19 protein-coding genes are annotated in these 16321 nt (G+C 34.9%); 8 read left to right on the top strand and 11 right to left on the bottom strand.

Annotation, left to right across the window (positions count from 1 at the left end; all coding sequences use genetic code 11):
* Positions 1-24: 24 nt before the first annotated feature.
* Positions 25-1686 (bottom strand): T9SS type A sorting domain-containing protein, encoded by a 1662-nt coding sequence (locus IPI31_19695; GenBank protein ID MBK7570038.1) that lies wholly within the window; start codon positions 1684-1686, stop codon positions 25-27.
* 170 nt (positions 1687-1856) lie between these two features.
* On the opposite strand from IPI31_19695, the gene IPI31_19690 reads away from it, so the two are divergent.
* Positions 1857-2405 carry a hypothetical protein gene (locus tag IPI31_19690; protein MBK7570037.1) on the top strand — a complete coding sequence of 183 codons (549 nt, stop codon included), beginning with the start codon at positions 1857-1859 and terminating at the stop codon, positions 2403-2405.
* A 366-nt stretch (positions 2406-2771) separates the two neighbouring features.
* Here IPI31_19690 and IPI31_19685 read toward each other — a convergent pair whose 3' ends face one another.
* On the bottom strand, positions 2772-3209 hold the full coding sequence (locus IPI31_19685; protein ID MBK7570036.1) for a hypothetical protein: 438 nt from the start codon (positions 3207-3209) through the stop codon (positions 2772-2774).
* 113 nt (positions 3210-3322) lie between these two features.
* On the opposite strand from IPI31_19685, the gene IPI31_19680 reads away from it, so the two are divergent.
* Together IPI31_19680 and porV are read left to right on the top strand one after the other, a co-directional pair.
* Positions 3323-5155, top strand: coding sequence for a hypothetical protein (locus IPI31_19680; GenBank protein ID MBK7570035.1), 1833 nt, complete (start codon positions 3323-3325; stop codon positions 5153-5155).
* 10 nt (positions 5156-5165) lie between these two features.
* Positions 5166-6242, top strand: a complete 1077-nt coding sequence (porV, locus tag IPI31_19675) for a type IX secretion system outer membrane channel protein PorV (protein ID MBK7570034.1) — start codon at positions 5166-5168, stop codon at positions 6240-6242.
* 69 nt (positions 6243-6311) lie between these two features.
* On the opposite strand, the gene IPI31_19670 is transcribed toward porV, so the two are convergent.
* Positions 6312-8285: a T9SS type A sorting domain-containing protein gene (locus IPI31_19670; protein MBK7570033.1), complete on the bottom strand. Its 1974-nt coding sequence runs from the start codon at positions 8283-8285 to the stop codon at positions 6312-6314.
* A 142-nt stretch (positions 8286-8427) separates the two neighbouring features.
* On the opposite strand from IPI31_19670, the gene IPI31_19665 reads away from it, so the two are divergent.
* Positions 8428-9921 (top strand): hypothetical protein, encoded by a 1494-nt coding sequence (locus tag IPI31_19665; GenBank protein ID MBK7570032.1) that lies wholly within the window; start codon positions 8428-8430, stop codon positions 9919-9921.
* A gap of 6 nt (positions 9922-9927) precedes the next feature.
* Here IPI31_19665 and IPI31_19660 read toward each other — a convergent pair whose 3' ends face one another.
* Both IPI31_19660 and IPI31_19655 read right to left on the bottom strand, forming a co-directional pair.
* Positions 9928-10083, bottom strand: a complete 156-nt coding sequence (locus IPI31_19660) for a lmo0937 family membrane protein (GenBank protein ID MBK7570031.1) — start codon at positions 10081-10083, stop codon at positions 9928-9930.
* 63 nt (positions 10084-10146) lie between these two features.
* Complete coding sequence (locus tag IPI31_19655) at positions 10147-11094, bottom strand: YihY/virulence factor BrkB family protein (protein MBK7570030.1); 948 nt, start codon at positions 11092-11094, stop codon at positions 10147-10149.
* Between the two features lie 63 nt (positions 11095-11157).
* Here IPI31_19655 and IPI31_19650 point away from each other — a divergent pair, with 63 nt between their 5' ends.
* Positions 11158-12315, top strand: a complete 1158-nt coding sequence (locus IPI31_19650) for a DUF748 domain-containing protein (protein ID MBK7570029.1) — start codon at positions 11158-11160, stop codon at positions 12313-12315.
* 111 nt (positions 12316-12426) lie between these two features.
* Here the strand turns inward: IPI31_19650 and IPI31_19645 are convergent, their stop codons facing one another.
* The 3 genes from IPI31_19645 to IPI31_19635 all read right to left on the bottom strand — a co-directional run bounded on the left by IPI31_19645 (position 12427) and on the right by IPI31_19635 (position 13615).
* Entirely contained in the window at positions 12427-12660 is a 234-nt protein-coding gene (locus IPI31_19645; protein ID MBK7570028.1) for a hypothetical protein, read from the bottom strand.
* 7 nt (positions 12661-12667) lie between these two features.
* A complete protein-coding gene (locus tag IPI31_19640; protein MBK7570027.1) occupies positions 12668-12838 on the bottom strand; it encodes a DUF1328 domain-containing protein in 171 nt (56 codons plus the stop codon).
* Positions 12839-12997: 159 nt separating this feature from the next.
* Positions 12998-13615, bottom strand: coding sequence for a PorT family protein (locus IPI31_19635; protein MBK7570026.1), 618 nt, complete (start codon positions 13613-13615; stop codon positions 12998-13000).
* Positions 13616-13927: 312 nt separating this feature from the next.
* On the opposite strand from IPI31_19635, the gene IPI31_19630 reads away from it, so the two are divergent.
* From IPI31_19630 to IPI31_19620, 3 genes are read left to right on the top strand one after another with little or no spacing between them, the layout of a single operon-like run.
* A complete protein-coding gene (locus tag IPI31_19630) occupies positions 13928-14278 on the top strand; it encodes a YtxH domain-containing protein (GenBank protein ID MBK7570025.1) in 351 nt (116 codons plus the stop codon).
* Positions 14275-14640 carry a phage holin family protein gene (locus IPI31_19625; protein MBK7570024.1) on the top strand — a complete coding sequence of 122 codons (366 nt, stop codon included), beginning with the start codon at positions 14275-14277 and terminating at the stop codon, positions 14638-14640. The genes IPI31_19630 and IPI31_19625 overlap by 4 nt, the downstream gene beginning before the upstream one ends.
* Positions 14627-15073 (top strand): hypothetical protein, encoded by a 447-nt coding sequence (locus IPI31_19620; GenBank protein MBK7570023.1) that lies wholly within the window; start codon positions 14627-14629, stop codon positions 15071-15073. The genes IPI31_19625 and IPI31_19620 overlap by 14 nt, the downstream gene beginning before the upstream one ends.
* Before the next feature lie 123 nt (positions 15074-15196).
* Here the strand turns inward: IPI31_19620 and IPI31_19615 are convergent, their stop codons facing one another.
* The 3 genes from IPI31_19615 to IPI31_19605 all read right to left on the bottom strand — a co-directional run bounded on the left by IPI31_19615 (position 15197) and on the right by IPI31_19605 (position 16304).
* Entirely contained in the window at positions 15197-15538 is a 342-nt protein-coding gene (locus IPI31_19615) for a hypothetical protein (protein MBK7570022.1), read from the bottom strand.
* A 25-nt stretch (positions 15539-15563) separates the two neighbouring features.
* Entirely contained in the window at positions 15564-15779 is a 216-nt protein-coding gene (locus tag IPI31_19610) for a hypothetical protein (GenBank protein ID MBK7570021.1), read from the bottom strand.
* Between the two features lie 78 nt (positions 15780-15857).
* The gene (locus IPI31_19605) at positions 15858-16304 is read right to left on the bottom strand and encodes a PA2169 family four-helix-bundle protein (GenBank protein MBK7570020.1); all 447 of its coding nucleotides are present in this window, start codon (positions 16302-16304) and stop codon (positions 15858-15860) included.
* Positions 16305-16321: the final 17 nt, after the last annotated feature.

The following is a 16321-nucleotide window of genomic DNA, read 5'->3' as shown; positions in this document are numbered from 1 at the left end:
CAAAATTTTTATTGGACATTCATTTCACATTTTCACCACAGGATAACTTTCAAAATTATTCCATCTGTTTAAGCGAATCCAATATATCCCCGGAGGATAATTATTTAATTCGATTTCAGTTTGTTCATCGATCAAAATCTTTTTAAAAAGGAGATTACCTGTATTATCATAAATTGAAATGATATTATCAGTCAATGAATATTCATTTACAATTAAATTGAATTGACCTGTATTTGGATTAGGATAAATATGAATATTATTTTTCCCCCCGTTATCCAAAATTGAGGTAGTATAAGGAGTGAATTCAATTTTAGATGCATAAACATGATAAGCATCAGGAGTGCGCTCTTCGATCCAACTGAAGATCCAATTGTTGTCGGCGGCTTTATCCATATTGATATACAATTTAGATTCACTGGAATTTGCAGCAAGCACCTGATCGCCGTTAAATGTGCCGTCAGCCTTTATATTTCTTGCTTTGATATATGATGGTGTCGCCACTTCTTTTACCCCGACAGCCGCACCGCCAAATCCGTCTGACCTGATAAAGGGTTCCTGTTCGGTATCATCTGCAGGTAAAAAAACATTCAAACCATGCTCACCCCATATTCTAACACCTGCATCATTTATTTTTTGTGCGTACGACTCGCTTGGAAAATTTTGTGTCCACGCAATTAATGCCCCACCATCTGAAGATGCCACAATGCTATATTCGGTATGAAAATCATCCGGTTCACTGACAGCTACACCATTTTCTTCCCAGAGCATATTTCCATCTGCATCTATATGTTGCGCATGAACTTGGGTCATATCATTTCTCCAATCTGCCCATGCAATATATACTCCGCCCTCTCCATCATAAGCAGCAACCGGATCATTCATATCCACATCAATTAAAGTTGTGATCAGAATTCCATTACTTGCCCATAACATATCGCCGTCATTATTAAAATGTTGCACTGCAATTGCTGAATTATCCAAACGGTCATCCCGCCATGTAACAAATGCACCACCATCACCATCCGTAACCATTTTAATATCCTGCGTATTGGATGCATCGTCGTTGCAAACAATATTGTCGCTCCAAAGTAAAACACCATCTTCATTTATCCTGGCAGCATATATCACTTGGTCGGTTTCATCCGGTACAGTATGGCCGTAATACATAATTAATGCTCCTCCTTCACCATCAGTCACGATCTCTTTTTGAATATCATTATCTGAATTAATTGTTAATGATGAAACACGAACTCCATCGGTATCCCATAAAATATTTCCATCAAAATCAACATGTTGCATATAAAAATCCTCCTCATCTTCTCCTAATCTTTCATCTCTCCAGATCACATAAAAACCATTATTTCCATCAGGAATTATTTCGGGTTGCATTTGGTCAAACTCAAAAATTAGGATTGATTCTCCTGCAGAATCCCAGAGGCTGTTTCCATTTGCATCCATATGTTGCATATAATTATCAACTCCGGTGGCAAGGTTACGCGCATCGTACCAAACCATGAATAACCCGCCGCTGCCGTCTTCCGCAGTTTGCAATCCAAATTTTATAGGATCACCTCCACAGATGAGATTATTTTCTGAAATGTCAGGGTTCCATTGTGCATTCACAACAAAAGATCCTGAAACAGAAAATAATACCAATACCACGTTTAGTAGATTTCGTTTTTTCATCCTGTATTTTTTTTATGTAAAATTGAAGGTATTCTTGCAGACTGAGCATACCACAATTAGGGGATGAATATTTTTCTATCATCGACAAAGTTTTTATTAAAAATTGTATCGAACACTAACGACAAATGAATTTATTTTTATATTAAACACATTATCCTTAAATTCGTTATATGAAACCTTTCGCATTTCTACTGTTTATTTTCATTATTCCCTCACTTCCCGCTCAAACTGTAGCAACTATAAACGCTCCCAACATGCGTTACCAGCTTACCTCTCCGCCAGGATGGTATTTCTTTCAGTCGGCGTATGAAACGGGTAGAATTAGTTTGCTAATCCCGGATGGGGAGACTAAAGAAAGTAGCAAGAGATTTATTTATGCGCTGGATGTGCCATATGAAAAAGATTATGAAACTGTGCAGCAAGTGGTGCAAGGTGACCTGGAGGGCAGTGAAAACTCAGCCACTCATGTTGAGGTTTTGCATGATTCTACAATCATTCTCAGCAGCGGACAAGAGGCGCGAATTATTTATTTCGCACCTTTTTTAATGATGGGTGAATTAAACTGGCAAGCCAACGCCTATATTGGTAATGGAACAGGTTGTCTCAAGATCAGCTTAGCAACATCCGAAGCGGAGTCTTTCACGAAACATATTCCCGATTTTGAATTTGTTGTGAACTCTTATGTTTTTCTGGAATCATGGGGGTTGAAAAAAGATTGAGTTATGGATTTGGATCACTTTGTCTTCTATTATAGCTCAAAAACCACCCATTTTGAGCCACATTCTATAAATAATTGAGCTCAAAACATTTTAAGCTCATAATATTTTAATTTCAAGCTCAAAAATTATAAAATTTGAGCCTAAAATGGTAGGTTTGTGAGCTCAAACTTTAAAAATGACCAAAATCCATCCTGAACTGGAAAATTAGCATAGCGAATCTAAAAACTTATTTAATTTTTAAAGCCAACGAATTATTCAATATAAATTCAGGTGCGATAATATCACACGAATTTATTTTTTAACTATATTCAAATCGTTTAAAGATTTAAATATAGATCACAAAAATTCACCTGTTAAAAATTCTTATCAATTGGTCAAAGGACTATTTGCATCACAAACCGGCGGACAAAGATTAGATCCGTTGCGGGCTGTGGTATATATAGCTTCGGTATTATCCTGACCATCGTCTGTTACTCCTACTACAATGGATACAGCAGTGCCTACCGAGTCCTTTGCATAATACAAACGATAGGCTGAGGTGTTGGGATTTGTTCTGGCCACATTGTTCATTGCTTCCAGTTGACCTGACTCAATTCTTAATCCATTAATGCCTGATTCTGCAGCTTCGTTGCTGTTTCTGTAATTGCTGATATTGGCTCTGGCTTCCGATTGTGACACTGGCCTTGATTTTTCGTCACCCGCAGGTGCAAGCGACATCATCAATAATGCAGTTGGAACAATGGTGCTGATAGTTAAAAAAATGGTCACCTTCTTGTACCATTTGATCTTTTGTGTAATTTCCATAAAAACGTAAATTTGTGAGGTTATTGGTTTCAATAATAAGATTACCGCTTAAAGATAACAATCTTTCTATAACACAGCCTTACTTTTGAACACACACAAGAATCACCTCATATATGACTGTACGATTTAATTTACAGGTCTTTATTGCCCTGATATTTATCAATATATTCCCGGTGACTGCCGACAATAATGCTGGGGGTAAAGAATCAAATGATAAGGAACATTATTCCCTGCCGGCAATTAATAAAAGCTCCTTAGAAAAAAAACTTGAATCTGCAAACAAGGGAAAAGAAACTATTGCAGCTTTAGGTGAACTCGCTACGTATTATGTAGATTGGGAAGCTAACTATATTGCTGCTGATAGTTTGTTGAAAGTTGGAATTGAATTGGCAGAACTTTCATATGATAATATTCAATTAGTGGAAGCCTACTCCAATTATTTAATTATAATGGATGACTATAGTTATAGTTCGTCCATAAGTGAAATAATTGATAAATTGGAAAACTATGGTAGTCAGTTGCGGCTACCTGCAGATATATGGAAATGTAAAATTGCATTGGCAAAGGGATATCTGCTCATTTTTAAGATGGAGCAGGCAAGGGATTTTTCTTACCAGGCACTCACAACGGCAATTCAATTAAAAGATCAGCAAATGACCGCAAAAACACATCTTGTGGTAGGGGATATTCAACAAAAAATGAATAATAATGTTGAATCGATCAGAAATTTTCTTGATGCACTTACTATTGCTGAATCTACGCAGGATGTTGTTTTAAAAATGGATTGTTATAATAATTTGTCAAAATTTTATAATCTGATAAAGGCTTACGACAAATCCATTCAATATAAATTAAAAGAATTGGGAATTGCGGAAAATGCAACGAGCCAGGATTCTCTGCGGATCATGACCTTAAAATGTGATCTGGAAGTTATTGCTTTTAATAACAGAACACTCAACGAAAAACAATTGTATAAGATCATAGATTTTGCAAAAAGAAATGATCTTCCGAAGCTTAAACGAAACGGACTTGTTATTTTTCGTTCTCACCTGATCAAACAAAACGATTTTTCACAACTATATAATTTATTCCACAAAAATTATCCGGAAGAACTGGAGTATATTAAAGTTAATGATACCACCACCTATTATCGATTGGAAGCATTTTTCCGGGAACACGACGGGGAAATTGATTCCGCAATGAAATATTATGAAATGGCAGCCTATCGCATTGACAATTCAAAGGATAAATTGCGTCGATCAAGTTTTTATCTTCGATATGGCGATTTTCTTGAACGCCGCGGATTGGCGGAGAAAGCAAATGAACAATTTCAAAAAGCTTATTCCGTTGCATCTTCATTGCCATATTATGAATTTATGTTGGATGCAACAAACAAACTGGAAAAGAATTATCTTTCTCAAGGTGATTATTTAAATGCCTATAAATACAGCCAGACAAACAGGAATATTGCAGATAGTCTCAGCAACATGGTGCAAAAGGAGGAATTACAACTTATTGAAATTGAAAATGAAGAAGTATTAAGAGAACAACGTCTAGAGAAATCGAAAGAGGAAACCAGAAGGCGCAATAATATTCAATACACCGCCATTACAATCATAATTGCCTCTGCATTTTTATTGTTATTGATATTGGGAGGATTTAAAGTATCGCCAACAATGATACAAATGGTTGGCTTTGTTTGTTTTATTTTCTTTTTTGAATTTCTGATATTATTATTTGATACATGGATACATCATCTCACCCACGGTGAACCCTGGAAAATTCTAGGCATTAAGATATTATTGATGTGCGGATTACTACCACTACATCATATGGTAGAAAAAAGAATAATTCATTATTTGATCAACAACAAAATGAATTGGCGGGAGCAGAAATTTTTTAGATCGCGGAAAATTAAAACCGAAGAATTAATTCAACCTGATTGATATTATATAAATGTATTTACGATTAATAACAATATTATTTGTAACCTTTATTTGCATTAATTGCGGATTTACACAGTCGTATGTAAATAATTATGTAAATCCCATCTACACATCACTACCGTTTTTGCGCGCGATCCCGGATGCTAAAATAAGTGGAATGGGCGATGCAGGAATTGCTCAATTAAATGCGAATGCTATATTTCTAAATGGTTCTGCAATTAATTTCATGGATGATTCTACCGGCGTAGCATTGAATTATAAAAGTAGTGGCAGCAGATTATTAAGTTTGTCGGCATATACACTCTTCAGTGAAAAAGATGCAATGTCTGCAGGATTGCGTTATAATGATCTGGGAAATTCCACCTATGCTACCAATAATGGTTTACAAACAGTTGGTTCGTACGAATATTCTCTTGATGTGCACTACTCCCGAAAATTGTCTGAAAATTTTGCAGGTGGTGCTACATTAAAATATATCTACTCTAAAATATTGGAGGGAATGATCGTTAACGGATTGGAAATGTCACCTGCTTCAGTTTTTGCAGGCGACCTTTCTTTATTTTATAAAAACGACATCACTTTTAATCAAAAGCCCGCAGTATTTACCTTCGGTTTAAATTTATCCAACCTAGGCAATAAAATAACGTATACATCTTCTGTTTACGAACAATATATACCATCTAATTTTGGGATGGGAATTGCACTTACTACACAAATAAACGATCTGAATGTTTTTACTGTCACTATGGATATAAATAAATTATTGGTGCCCACTATTTATCAATCAGAACAATCTATAATTAAGGGTATGGTAAGTTCTTTTAATGATGCACCCGGCGGAATAAATGAAGAACTTAAAGAAATAACTTTATCACCGGGAATGGAATATATTTACAACGACCTCGTTTTTGTAAGAGCCGGATATTTTTACGAGAATCCGCTTAAAGGACCAAGAAAATATTTTACCGCCGGAACAGGTATCCGTTATCGTGATATACAATTAGATGTGGCGTATCGGTTTTTTAACAACACCCAACAACTCGTTGCAGAAAAAGTATTGTCGATGACACTGTCGGTGGCTTTGTGATTTTATTAAAATCAATAAAAAAAACTGACCCGCAACATCGCTGTTGCAGGTCAATTCACAAAAGGCTTTTTATTCTATAACAATAGATGTAGTGGTGTTTATTCCATCTGCTTTTACCTGAACAAAGTATACCCCAGGAACCGTATTAACCGGTAATTGAATAAATAGTGATTCATCAGCGGTATTTTGATTTACTGCAGAATATATTTTTCTGCCCGTAATATCAGTTATATTTATTTCTACATTTTCCAACGATGTGGCTTGATCAAAAACGATGGTAAATTGATCATGCGCAGGGTTTGGAAATAGTTGCAGCTCTTTACCTATTAAATCACCTTCTTTAACAAGCAGGAACAATTTTATTTTATTGGAAGTAAGTGTGCATAATCCTGTAGTAACTATACATTTATAATTTCCCGGAGCAGTTGCTACAAATGTATTGGATGTAGCACCAGGTATATTCACATTATTTCGTTGCCACTGAAAAGTATAACCCGGTTTATTTTGTGTGGAAAGTGTTACGGGATTTAATGCATTAACAAAGGTGGAGGTTGCAGTAATAGTTACTTTAACATCACAATCCTGCAAGCTGGATAAATAAAATGCATTTAGATCTGCAGTAATGGTATCGCCCTGGTAAGCAAGATAGTTTTTATACGCACCACAAACAGAAAGGTAACTTCCATTTAATGCTATACCTGTTGTGGTTGTAGCATCAAAAGGCCCGGTGCTTCCTGCATATTTTTCAACCCAACGCACGCTTCCGCTTGGATTTAATTTGAGAACAAATCCATTGGAATAAAAATCGGAAGGGTATGCTTCTGTAGTAATGGAAGTTGTTTGCATAGTAAGAGTGCCGGTAAAACTTCCGCCCAAATAAGCATTTCCTTTTTTATCCACTGCAAAACCCGCTTCAAAATCGCCGGGGAAACTTGTCATGTATAAATTATTCGCATTTAATTGTTTTATATAAGAATAATTACCCGCAGAATTTAATTTTACCACAAATGCATCATCTCTCAATGCAACAGGTGTAAGAGTGGTTGCATCAAAAGTGGTAGGTGAATCAAATGTGCCATATGCATAAACATTATCATTATCGTCGGTGGCAATTCCCTGAACAAATTCAAACCCGGTACCTGAAATTTCTTTCCCCCAAAGACTTGCGAAATTCGCACTCAATTTCCAAATAAATCCCTGAGGTGTTGCATATACCGGATTAGTATCACAAGGTGCAAAAACACCATCAATATCAGCCATACAATTTCTTCTGTGACTTCCCGCAAATATTACATTTCCTGTTTTATCGCAAGCTAATAAAACACCATCAACAAGATAACGTTCTATATCATTTTTTGATGCAATTACAGATCCTGTACTTGCATCCATGCGTGTCAATATAATTCCTTGCACTCCAAAACCGGAAGGTAAATACGATTCGCCTGATTCAAATTGTAAGTCAGCGAGATATGCATTATGAAAATAAATGCTGTTCCCATCGGGAGCTATTGCGAGTGAATGTCCTCCGTCTATTGGATACTCGCTTAAACTATAAGTATTATTCGACCAAACGAGATTTCCATTCGCATCGAATTTTACAAGGAATGTTTTCAGCGATAAAGCTAAAACAGACACATACTGATAGGAGTTTTGTGCTATTCCATCAATAATCAGGTCATTATTAAAACTTCCGCTTACATAACATTCGCCCGTGACGCGATTTACTTTCAGCGACCTCACATCCTGTTGACCCACCCCGTTAATTGTTTGAACCCACAGTAAAGTGCCGTTCGGATCGTATTTGGCAATAAAACCATCAAGACCTCCATCGTTGATATAATTTGGATAGCTAATTCCCTCTATTTTTAAGGTATCGATGTAAGTGCCACCAACATAACGGTTGCCGGCGTTATCAATGTCTGTTGCATTCGCATTGTCGGTTTTGGCGTTAGCGTCAGACGTTTTTGCCCAATCCTGAAGTTGTGCAAAGCCAGAGATCTGGAGCAGCATCAGAGTGTTTAATACTAAAGTAATTTTTTTCATAATGTTTGTTTTTTTGTGAATTAAATAAAACAAAAGTAGGAGAGGAGTATGGTCAAGTCAATACAAAAAAGGCTAAAAAATGATATTTCGGATTTTAAAAATATGGCTGAAAGTGTTATAATTGCTGTATAAAATCTTAAAAATGCTAAATTCAGAGTTTAAAATTGGGGCATGGAAGGAATTGACCGATCTCATTAAAAGTATGACTCCAAATGAAAAGGGATATTTCAAAAAACAGCGTATAGGATTTGACCTGCATGCAGAAAGAAATTATTTGAATTTATTTAATATGCTTGAAAAGGAGTGGCCTTTAACTGATAAAGAAATTCGCGAAAAATTAGGGATCAAAAATATCAATATTCACAGCATGCGCAATTTCTTGTATAAACAGTTATTAAAAAGTTTGCGCGCTTTTCACAATGAAAAAAATATACAATATACCTTACGGGAAATGTTGGATCATGCAGAAATTTTAGCAGATAAAGGTTTATACGATCAAAGTGTTCAAATTATTAATAAGGGAATATCACTTAGTGATCCGGTTACACTTCCGGCTTATCAGATCTTATTTCAAACACAACAAATTCAGATGTTGCGTTTTTATTCTGAGGAAGAAAAAATGAGGAAAACAGAAGAAATAGTATATTCTATAACTGAAACCGCCGAAAGTATTATTCACTCCTATAACACTCGAAAAGGATTAACAAAGGCCTTATATTTTGTAAACACGTATTTTCCTTTGCGCAACGAGAATATTAAAAAGGAAGTATTGGAATTATTGGATGAATTACTCAAAATTCCGGATACGGAAAAACAAAATTACCGCGGAAGAAACACCCGAAATTCTGCAATTTCATTATTATACCGATTATTGAACGATTGGGACAATGCCCTTTTATTTCAGGAAAAGACCATGGATATTATGGATAACCTGGATACACAATTACTCAATCGTAATATACCTGTTATTTCAGCGCATTATAATTATGGGTCATTGTTTTTAAATAAGGGAGATTATATTGGTTACTCAGCAGTTTTAGACAAAATGCGAACACTGCCTGTAACAAGTAAAGCAGAGGAAAGATATCTGCATGCTTTACTTTTACAGCTTCAATTGGACAAGATCATTTTCAGTAAAAATTTTGAAAATAATACAATCGTAACAGAAGCTGAATTGTTTTTAAAAGAACCACATCCTATAAAGGGAATATATCACGATACCAGAATACGTTTGGTTGCCTATTATATACACACGGGAAATTTTAATGCCGCATTGGATAAGATCAACCAGTTATTGAATGAAGAAATATCGCATACACTTAAAACATTTCCTCTGCACCTTCGGCTACTCAACATTTTGATCCATTATGAATTGAATAATACAATGCTTTTGCCTCCACTCATAAGAAGCGCTTACCGGTTTATGCTTAAACAGGAATTAAAATTTGAGATAGAGAATATCATACTCAATTTTTTCAGACGAATTCTCAAGCATATACAACCTAAACAATTACAAAAGGAATTCGATAAACTTAAACTCCAGCTAAAATCTGCATCTCAGGATATGTATGAGCAACAAGCTTTGCAATCCTTTTTTGATTACAGATATTGGCTGGAGAATAAAAGGCCTATTTAAATACGTTTACGCTACAGGCTTTCCTTGGATCAATCGCAATATTATAGCAATTACAGCGATGACCAGCAAAACATGAATTAATCCTGAAGCTGCAAAAACGAAAAAGCCTAGGGCCCATCCAATAATAAGAATTACAGCGATAATATAAAGTAAATTATTCATAATAGGTTTTGTTTAATTGTTTTAATAATCATTTTTCTCCTATATTGAAATAATTGTTCCATATTATTTTATGTTTCTGCCTTTTTCTGTTGGAGGCGCTGTAACTTCTACAGTTTGTATTTCTACCCAAGATGCATATTTATTTGGCTGAATATCGCTTCCGAATTTTTTAGCATAAACCTGTGTAAATTCAGCCCCCAGATATAGAATAGCTGAGGAATAATATGCCCATAGTAAAATAAGTATTATCGATCCGGCAGCGCCATAGGCTTCAATGGAGGCGTTGCGGGCAATAAAATATGCCAATAGGCTTTTACCTACTAAAAACAATAAGGTTGTTACCAATGCGCCGATTGTCACGTCTCTCCATTTAATTTTTGCATCCGGTAATATTTTAAAAATGATAGCAAAAAGATAGGTAATTGTAATTAATTGAATTGCATAGTCAACCAATAATAATAAATTAACATTTAGTCCCGGGAATTCAGCTTGTAATTTTTCTTTTAAAGCTGCTAATATCCCATTGATGATCAATGAAACTAACATTGCAAAACCAAGACTTAATATAAGAGAAAATGACATGATCCTGTTCAATAATAATTTAATAATACCCCTTTTAGGTTTTGCCTGCAAACCCCAGATCCTGTTGATACTATCCTGAATTTCCCCGAAAATTCCTGTTGCACTTAATAATAGAGTAATAACACCGAGTATGGTTCCGGCATACGAGGTTCCGGCTAAATGTGTATTCTTAATTGCTTCCTGAATTTGTGTAGCGGCATTTTTACCGATCAGTTCATGCAATTCTTTATAAATTATTCCGGACATTGCATCCTCTCCAAAAAATATTCCTGTAACGGAGATTAGCACCAGCGCCAGAGCCGGTAGTGCGAAAACAGTATAATATGCAAGCGACGCACTTAGTTTTAGCACCTTATCTTGTCTGAAACCTTTAAAGGTTGCTACAATTACTTCCCAAATGTTTTTAACGTATTTTTTTTTTGATGGCATGGTATTTTTATTCTTTTTTCTATTAAATGATAAATGTTTATTATGAATTCAAAAAATAAGCCAATGGAAACAACAGCTTCCAAATCTAAAGGAAGGAAAAGACTGAGGATAAAAAAAATCCTACTTGTTCTTATAGTGGTTCTGATCGTTATCAGGATATTACTACCATATATTGTTTTAAAGGTAGTCAATAATAAATTAGCAGAACTCGACGGATATACCGGACATGTGAGAGATATTGATCTGGCGCTTATTGTTGGGTCGTATAAAATAAAGGATATTAAACTGGAAAAAACCGGCGGTAAAATTCCTGTTCCTTTTTTTGCTGCTGAAGTAATAGATCTTTCGGTTGAATGGAAAGCTTTGTTTAAAGGCGGCCTGGTTGGAGAAATAGAGGTTAGACGTCCAATCCTGAATTTTGTAAAAGGTCCAACGGAAGAAACTTCTCAAACTAAAATTGATAAAGAGTGGCAGGATATTGTAAATGAATTAATGCCATTAAAACTTAATAGGTTTGAAATTGTGGAGGGTGAAATTCACTATTTGGATTATTATAGTTCGCCAAAGGTGGATGTATTTACTTCAAATATTTATATTCTGGCGGAAAACCTTTCTAATGTAACCGATTCAACAAATTTACTTCCTTCTACTGTTACAGGCAGTGCTGAAATTTACGGGGGAAAAGCAAAATTGAATATGAAATTGGATGCTTTAAATAAAACGCCCACCTTTGATATGAATGCCGAAATGATAGGATTAAATCTTGTGGAGGTGAACGACTTTTTAAAAGCATACGGTAAGTTTGATGTGCAGAAAGGAACCTTTGGAGTTTATACAGAAGCGGCCGCAAAAGACGGAAAAATTATAGGTTATACAAAACCAATTATAAAGGATCTGGATGTTATTGAATGGAAGGACGAGAAAGAAGATCCGCTGGGGCAAAAATTGCTGGAAAGCGTTGTTGGCTTGGGTGGATGGATATTTAAAAACAGGTCGGAAGATCAGGTTGCAACTGAAATTGAATTTGAAGGAGAATTAAAGGATCCCGCTATTAATGTTTGGAATATTATTGGTGAAACTTTGCGAAATGCTTTTATTGAGGCACTATATCCTTCGTTGGAACATACTATCAATATAAATACTGTGAAAGAAGCTGAAGTGGAAAAAAAGGGATTTATTGAGAAAATATTTGATAGAAAGGATAAAAAGAAAGCTGATTGATCAAACCAAATTCTGCTTAAAATAATCTATAATGCATGAGTAATTATCAGGATATAAAAAAACTGTTTCAAATAAAGAAACAGTTTTTTTAATGTAAAATACAGCTTTTTTCTAATGTGGAATTGTGTCAGTTAACAATTCTTCTGTTTTTTCTTTTAGCTCTTCTTTTGATTCCTCAAATCCTTTTTTTATTCCCTCATTTGCATCACGAACCTTTTCACCGCTTTCCTCCATTACTGAATCAATTTGATGTTCTTCTTTTAACTGGGGCTCAATGCTCCGTTGTTTACATCCAAAAGAAAAAATAAGGAAAATAACGATGAGCGAATTGCTGATCTTTTTCATAACCTCACTACGATTTTTTACCAATTGTATATCCTCCTATCAAACTGAGAATAAATAATACAATAAAAATATAGAACAATATTCTGGCAATGGATACAGCGCCTGCTGCAATCCCACCAAAACCAAATACACCTGCTATAATAGCAACGATGAAAAATATTAGGGCCCAACGTAACATAATTTTAAATTTTAAAGGTTAATTAATAATTTGTAGATAGGTAACTTCCATAAATGTACCAACCGAGTATAGAACTTGTTTTACTAATACCATTCATGCCATCAGGGTAAAAATTACTTCCTCATGTAGAAAACATTCCCCATATGTATATTTATGTAATCAGTCCCTGTTAGTTCCTAGAAGCAGACTTATGTTCATTCGAATATTTCCATTTAGATTGATTCCGTTTCCGGTATTTCCCTCTGTTATATCCACTAAACCCTGAGTATAAGTGATATCTGTGTTGAGCCAAATTCTATCGCATATCAATTTGTTGGCTCCAACTCCGAAATGTACACCTACGTCTATTTTATTAAAGTCATCATAGGAGTTTTCCTTATTGGAATCGGCTCCCACTAAAAACGCAAAAGATGGTCCTGCAACAACTTTTGGACGAATTTTATCGCCATAATCACCAAGAAAATACACCACTTTGAGAGGTATGCGGATGTAGGATAATTTAACCTTATTTTCCGTATCTACTCCGCCTAAATCGTAAATTGTTTTTCCTCCCTCAGTGGAATAAACCACATCTGCTGCAAAACCATAGTTAGCTTTTTTTGCATAAGTAATTGATAACCCACCTGTTAAACTAAAAAAAAATTTATGTTGAACATCCTTTTCTGTAATAAATGCATGTCCGAAACTAAATGCACGACCAAATGTAACATATTGGCTAAAGGCTGTTGAATTTAATATTATTAGGAATGAAACCAGTAATAGGTAATTTTTTATCATTGTTGCAGTTTAAGGCTTGAAAGAGGCAATCTCCATACCAATGGTAATGTATAAAAATCAGGCATTAAAAACGGTTTAGTAAAAACTGAATATATTTCTACAAAATCGATGAATAATAGGGAAAAATTTCTACATATTAATGAGGACTTTCTGACAATGTGAATCTTGGAAACCCTGTGATATCAAGGCTTTTAAGCTTTGCAAACCGGCTGGTTTGATATTTGAAATTTAAATGTAATAGAAACAGAAGATTATAACTTTAATAACTGCTTCTGATAAACATTTTAATAATAAATTTTAAAACAAACGATTATGAGCAACGGAAAAACAGTATTAGCTTTATTAGCCGGAGTAGGTGCCGGTGTGGCATTGGGTTATTGGTTCGCATCTGAACGCAACGACAAACTCAGAAAAAAAATTGGTAATGCATTGAATAATGTAAGTGATGAAATTCAGGAAAAATTGATGAATGAATTTGCAGAATTGAAGGAAAGAGCTTCTGAGTTAAAAGAAAAAGGTGCAACGCAAAAAGACAAGATCATGTATGCATTAAAAGACATGAAAGAAGAAGGAAAACAAAAAGTTCTTGATTTTATTGAAAGAACTCACAGTGAAGCAAACAAATTAAATCATGATGCGAAACAAACTGTAAAACAATTATGAAAACCGGTAATATAGATGAATCAAAAATTGATTTACGTGATCTGACAGATGATGCAAAGGAATACTTGAATTTACGTGTTCAGGTGATTCGTCTTAATATTACCGAAAAGATCGCAACTGCATTGGCTAATTTTATTTCAGCCGGTGCAGTTGTAATTTTTGTTTTACTCTTTATTGTTTTTGTTTCCATTGCTGCAGGTTATTGGTTAGGGAGTATTTTCAATAATACTGCCTTAGGATTTGTTGCAGTTGCAGGCTTTTTCATTTTAATCGCAATAATCCTTAAATTGATCAGCAGTAAAAGTGTTAAACCAGGATTGACTAACATGTTTATAAAGGATTTTAATAATGATGACGACTGAATATAAATCTACAATAAATAATATTGAAGATTTGCAATTGGAGAGAGCAAAACTTCGTGCAAAAATTGATGGACTTGAAATTGATCTCAAGGAACATTATCAGGAAATTGCAGACAAGGTAAAATCTGTTACCCGTATATTTGGATTAGTTTCCAAGGTTAAAGAAAAACTTGGAATTGGTGGTGAAGGCCATCAGGAAAATGATGAGCCCAAAACTTATTTAAATACTGCAGTTAAGGTTGCCTTGCCTTTAGTAGCCGGTGGATTAATAGTTGCGCGCGGTAAAAAAATGTTACTTAGGTCACTTATAGGATATGGCCTTGGTCAGTTTACCAAATATGTTGTTTCCAAAAATGTTGATGAACATGTTGCTTCCGTGAAAGGGGTATTTGCCCGGAAACAAGAAAAGTATGACGACAGTGGAATATTTTAAATTTGCTTAGATCGGATATAAATAAAAACAGCGGATGAGATAATCATTCGCTGTTTTAGTTTTGGTTAATAGAATCGCCTTATTTGAAAACCTTGCTCAGTTTAATATCCTGTATTTTGTAATTCAGGAAAATATCATCTGCTCATCTCTGTTTTCCACCGGTATTTTGGTTAGAAACTCATCGTACCCGTCGTCAGTATGATTACTGTAAACTCCATAAGCATCCATGGTATATCCGATCAAACCATCATTTGCTTCTATTACATATAAAACACAACTGTCATCAGGGCTTGAATCACCTTCAAATCTGTAGGTTTTAATGATTTTTAATTCCTCCGGAGCATAGGCTTTCCCTTTACCTACATCAAATCCGGAAGGAGTCATAATAAATTCATTGTCGTAACGTTTCACACGCAATTTTTCAAGTATGTGTGTCACGGTTGTCATTTCTGTAGTCTTATTCATATAAGTAGTATTAATTTGGTTAGTATTAATTTATTTTCTTTTTGCTGCTTACCAGCATTACTATCCCTGCGGCACCTATTATAATTCCAGTATATAAAGGCCAACTCACTTCCTTTTTTTCATTTTTGTTAACCTCTACGGAGCCGAGATCTATAACCTTTTCTTTTTTGGTAAATTCTACCTGATTTATGAAAATCATGGCGATACCAACGATGATTAATATTATGGAAATAATTTTCATTTTATTGTATTTTATAAATTAAGAAATGTTTCCGGGGAAACATTTCTTAATTTAAGTGTGAAAAAATTGAATATTTTTTTATTTACTTTCAACCGCTGCATCACGCATTGCTTTTATGCGGTCATGGTCCAATCGGATCTCCATTTCCTGCGAATTTATAGTTGTAATATAATCAGCAGGGAATTGCAAGTCGGTATTTTCTTTTACCTCCTCATACGCCTTTAAAGCGGCATCTTCACCAAATTCACAGCTGGATAAAATTGCAGCGCGATCTTTTGCTACAATGGCAGCCTTAACATCCATCCAGATACGGTATAATTTTCCGGAATTAGTTGTGCCTTCCGAAGGTTCACCACCAAGTTCACGCACATATTGAGAAAGTTTACCAGCATACATTTTGCTTTTGCCCGCACTTTCGAAAAATTGTTTGTCTAAATCCATGTCCTTACTTTCTTTAGCCGCTGTGGTATAACCTTCATATCGGTCGTTATTAATAGTTATCAAACTATTTAATGCGGCTATCATGGCTTCATTTGTTTTGT

The organism is Bacteroidota bacterium (genome assembly GCA_016706865.1).
GTDB lineage: Bacteria > Bacteroidota > Bacteroidia > Chitinophagales > BACL12 > UBA7236.
Note: the sequence above shows the minus strand (reverse complement) of the source record. Positions and strands in the feature narration are given on the sequence as shown.

Excerpts from the sequence above, each read along its gene's own strand:
- porV (MBK7570034.1), top strand. The coding sequence starts at position 5,166 with ATGTATTTACGATTAATAACAATATTATTTGTAACCTTTATTTGCATT.
- IPI31_19630 (MBK7570025.1), top strand. The coding sequence starts at position 13,928 with ATGAGCAACGGAAAAACAGTATTAGCTTTATTAGCCGGAGTAGGTGCC.
- IPI31_19665 (MBK7570032.1), top strand. The coding sequence starts at position 8,428 with ATGCTAAATTCAGAGTTTAAAATTGGGGCATGGAAGGAATTGACCGAT.
- IPI31_19670 (MBK7570033.1), bottom strand. The coding sequence starts at position 8,285 with ATGAAAAAAATTACTTTAGTATTAAACACTCTGATGCTGCTCCAGATC.
- IPI31_19645 (MBK7570028.1), bottom strand. The coding sequence starts at position 12,660 with ATGAAAAAGATCAGCAATTCGCTCATCGTTATTTTCCTTATTTTTTCT.
- IPI31_19685 (MBK7570036.1), bottom strand. The coding sequence starts at position 3,209 with ATGGAAATTACACAAAAGATCAAATGGTACAAGAAGGTGACCATTTTT.
- IPI31_19620 (MBK7570023.1), top strand. The coding sequence starts at position 14,627 with ATGATGACGACTGAATATAAATCTACAATAAATAATATTGAAGATTTG.
- IPI31_19610 (MBK7570021.1), bottom strand. The coding sequence starts at position 15,779 with ATGAAAATTATTTCCATAATATTAATCATCGTTGGTATCGCCATGATT.
- IPI31_19690 (MBK7570037.1), top strand. The coding sequence starts at position 1,857 with ATGAAACCTTTCGCATTTCTACTGTTTATTTTCATTATTCCCTCACTT.
- IPI31_19640 (MBK7570027.1), bottom strand. The coding sequence starts at position 12,838 with ATGTTACGTTGGGCCCTAATATTTTTCATCGTTGCTATTATAGCAGGT.
- IPI31_19655 (MBK7570030.1), bottom strand. The coding sequence starts at position 11,094 with ATGCCATCAAAAAAAAAATACGTTAAAAACATTTGGGAAGTAATTGTA.
- IPI31_19625 (MBK7570024.1), top strand. The coding sequence starts at position 14,275 with ATGAAAACCGGTAATATAGATGAATCAAAAATTGATTTACGTGATCTG.
- IPI31_19605 (MBK7570020.1), bottom strand. The coding sequence starts at position 16,304 with ATGATAGCCGCATTAAATAGTTTGATAACTATTAATAACGACCGATAT.
- IPI31_19695 (MBK7570038.1), bottom strand. The coding sequence starts at position 1,686 with ATGAAAAAACGAAATCTACTAAACGTGGTATTGGTATTATTTTCTGTT.
- IPI31_19635 (MBK7570026.1), bottom strand. The coding sequence starts at position 13,615 with ATGATAAAAAATTACCTATTACTGGTTTCATTCCTAATAATATTAAAT.
- IPI31_19615 (MBK7570022.1), bottom strand. The coding sequence starts at position 15,538 with ATGAATAAGACTACAGAAATGACAACCGTGACACACATACTTGAAAAA.
- IPI31_19660 (MBK7570031.1), bottom strand. The coding sequence starts at position 10,083 with ATGAATAATTTACTTTATATTATCGCTGTAATTCTTATTATTGGATGG.
- IPI31_19650 (MBK7570029.1), top strand. The coding sequence starts at position 11,158 with ATGGAAACAACAGCTTCCAAATCTAAAGGAAGGAAAAGACTGAGGATA.
- IPI31_19680 (MBK7570035.1), top strand. The coding sequence starts at position 3,323 with ATGACTGTACGATTTAATTTACAGGTCTTTATTGCCCTGATATTTATC.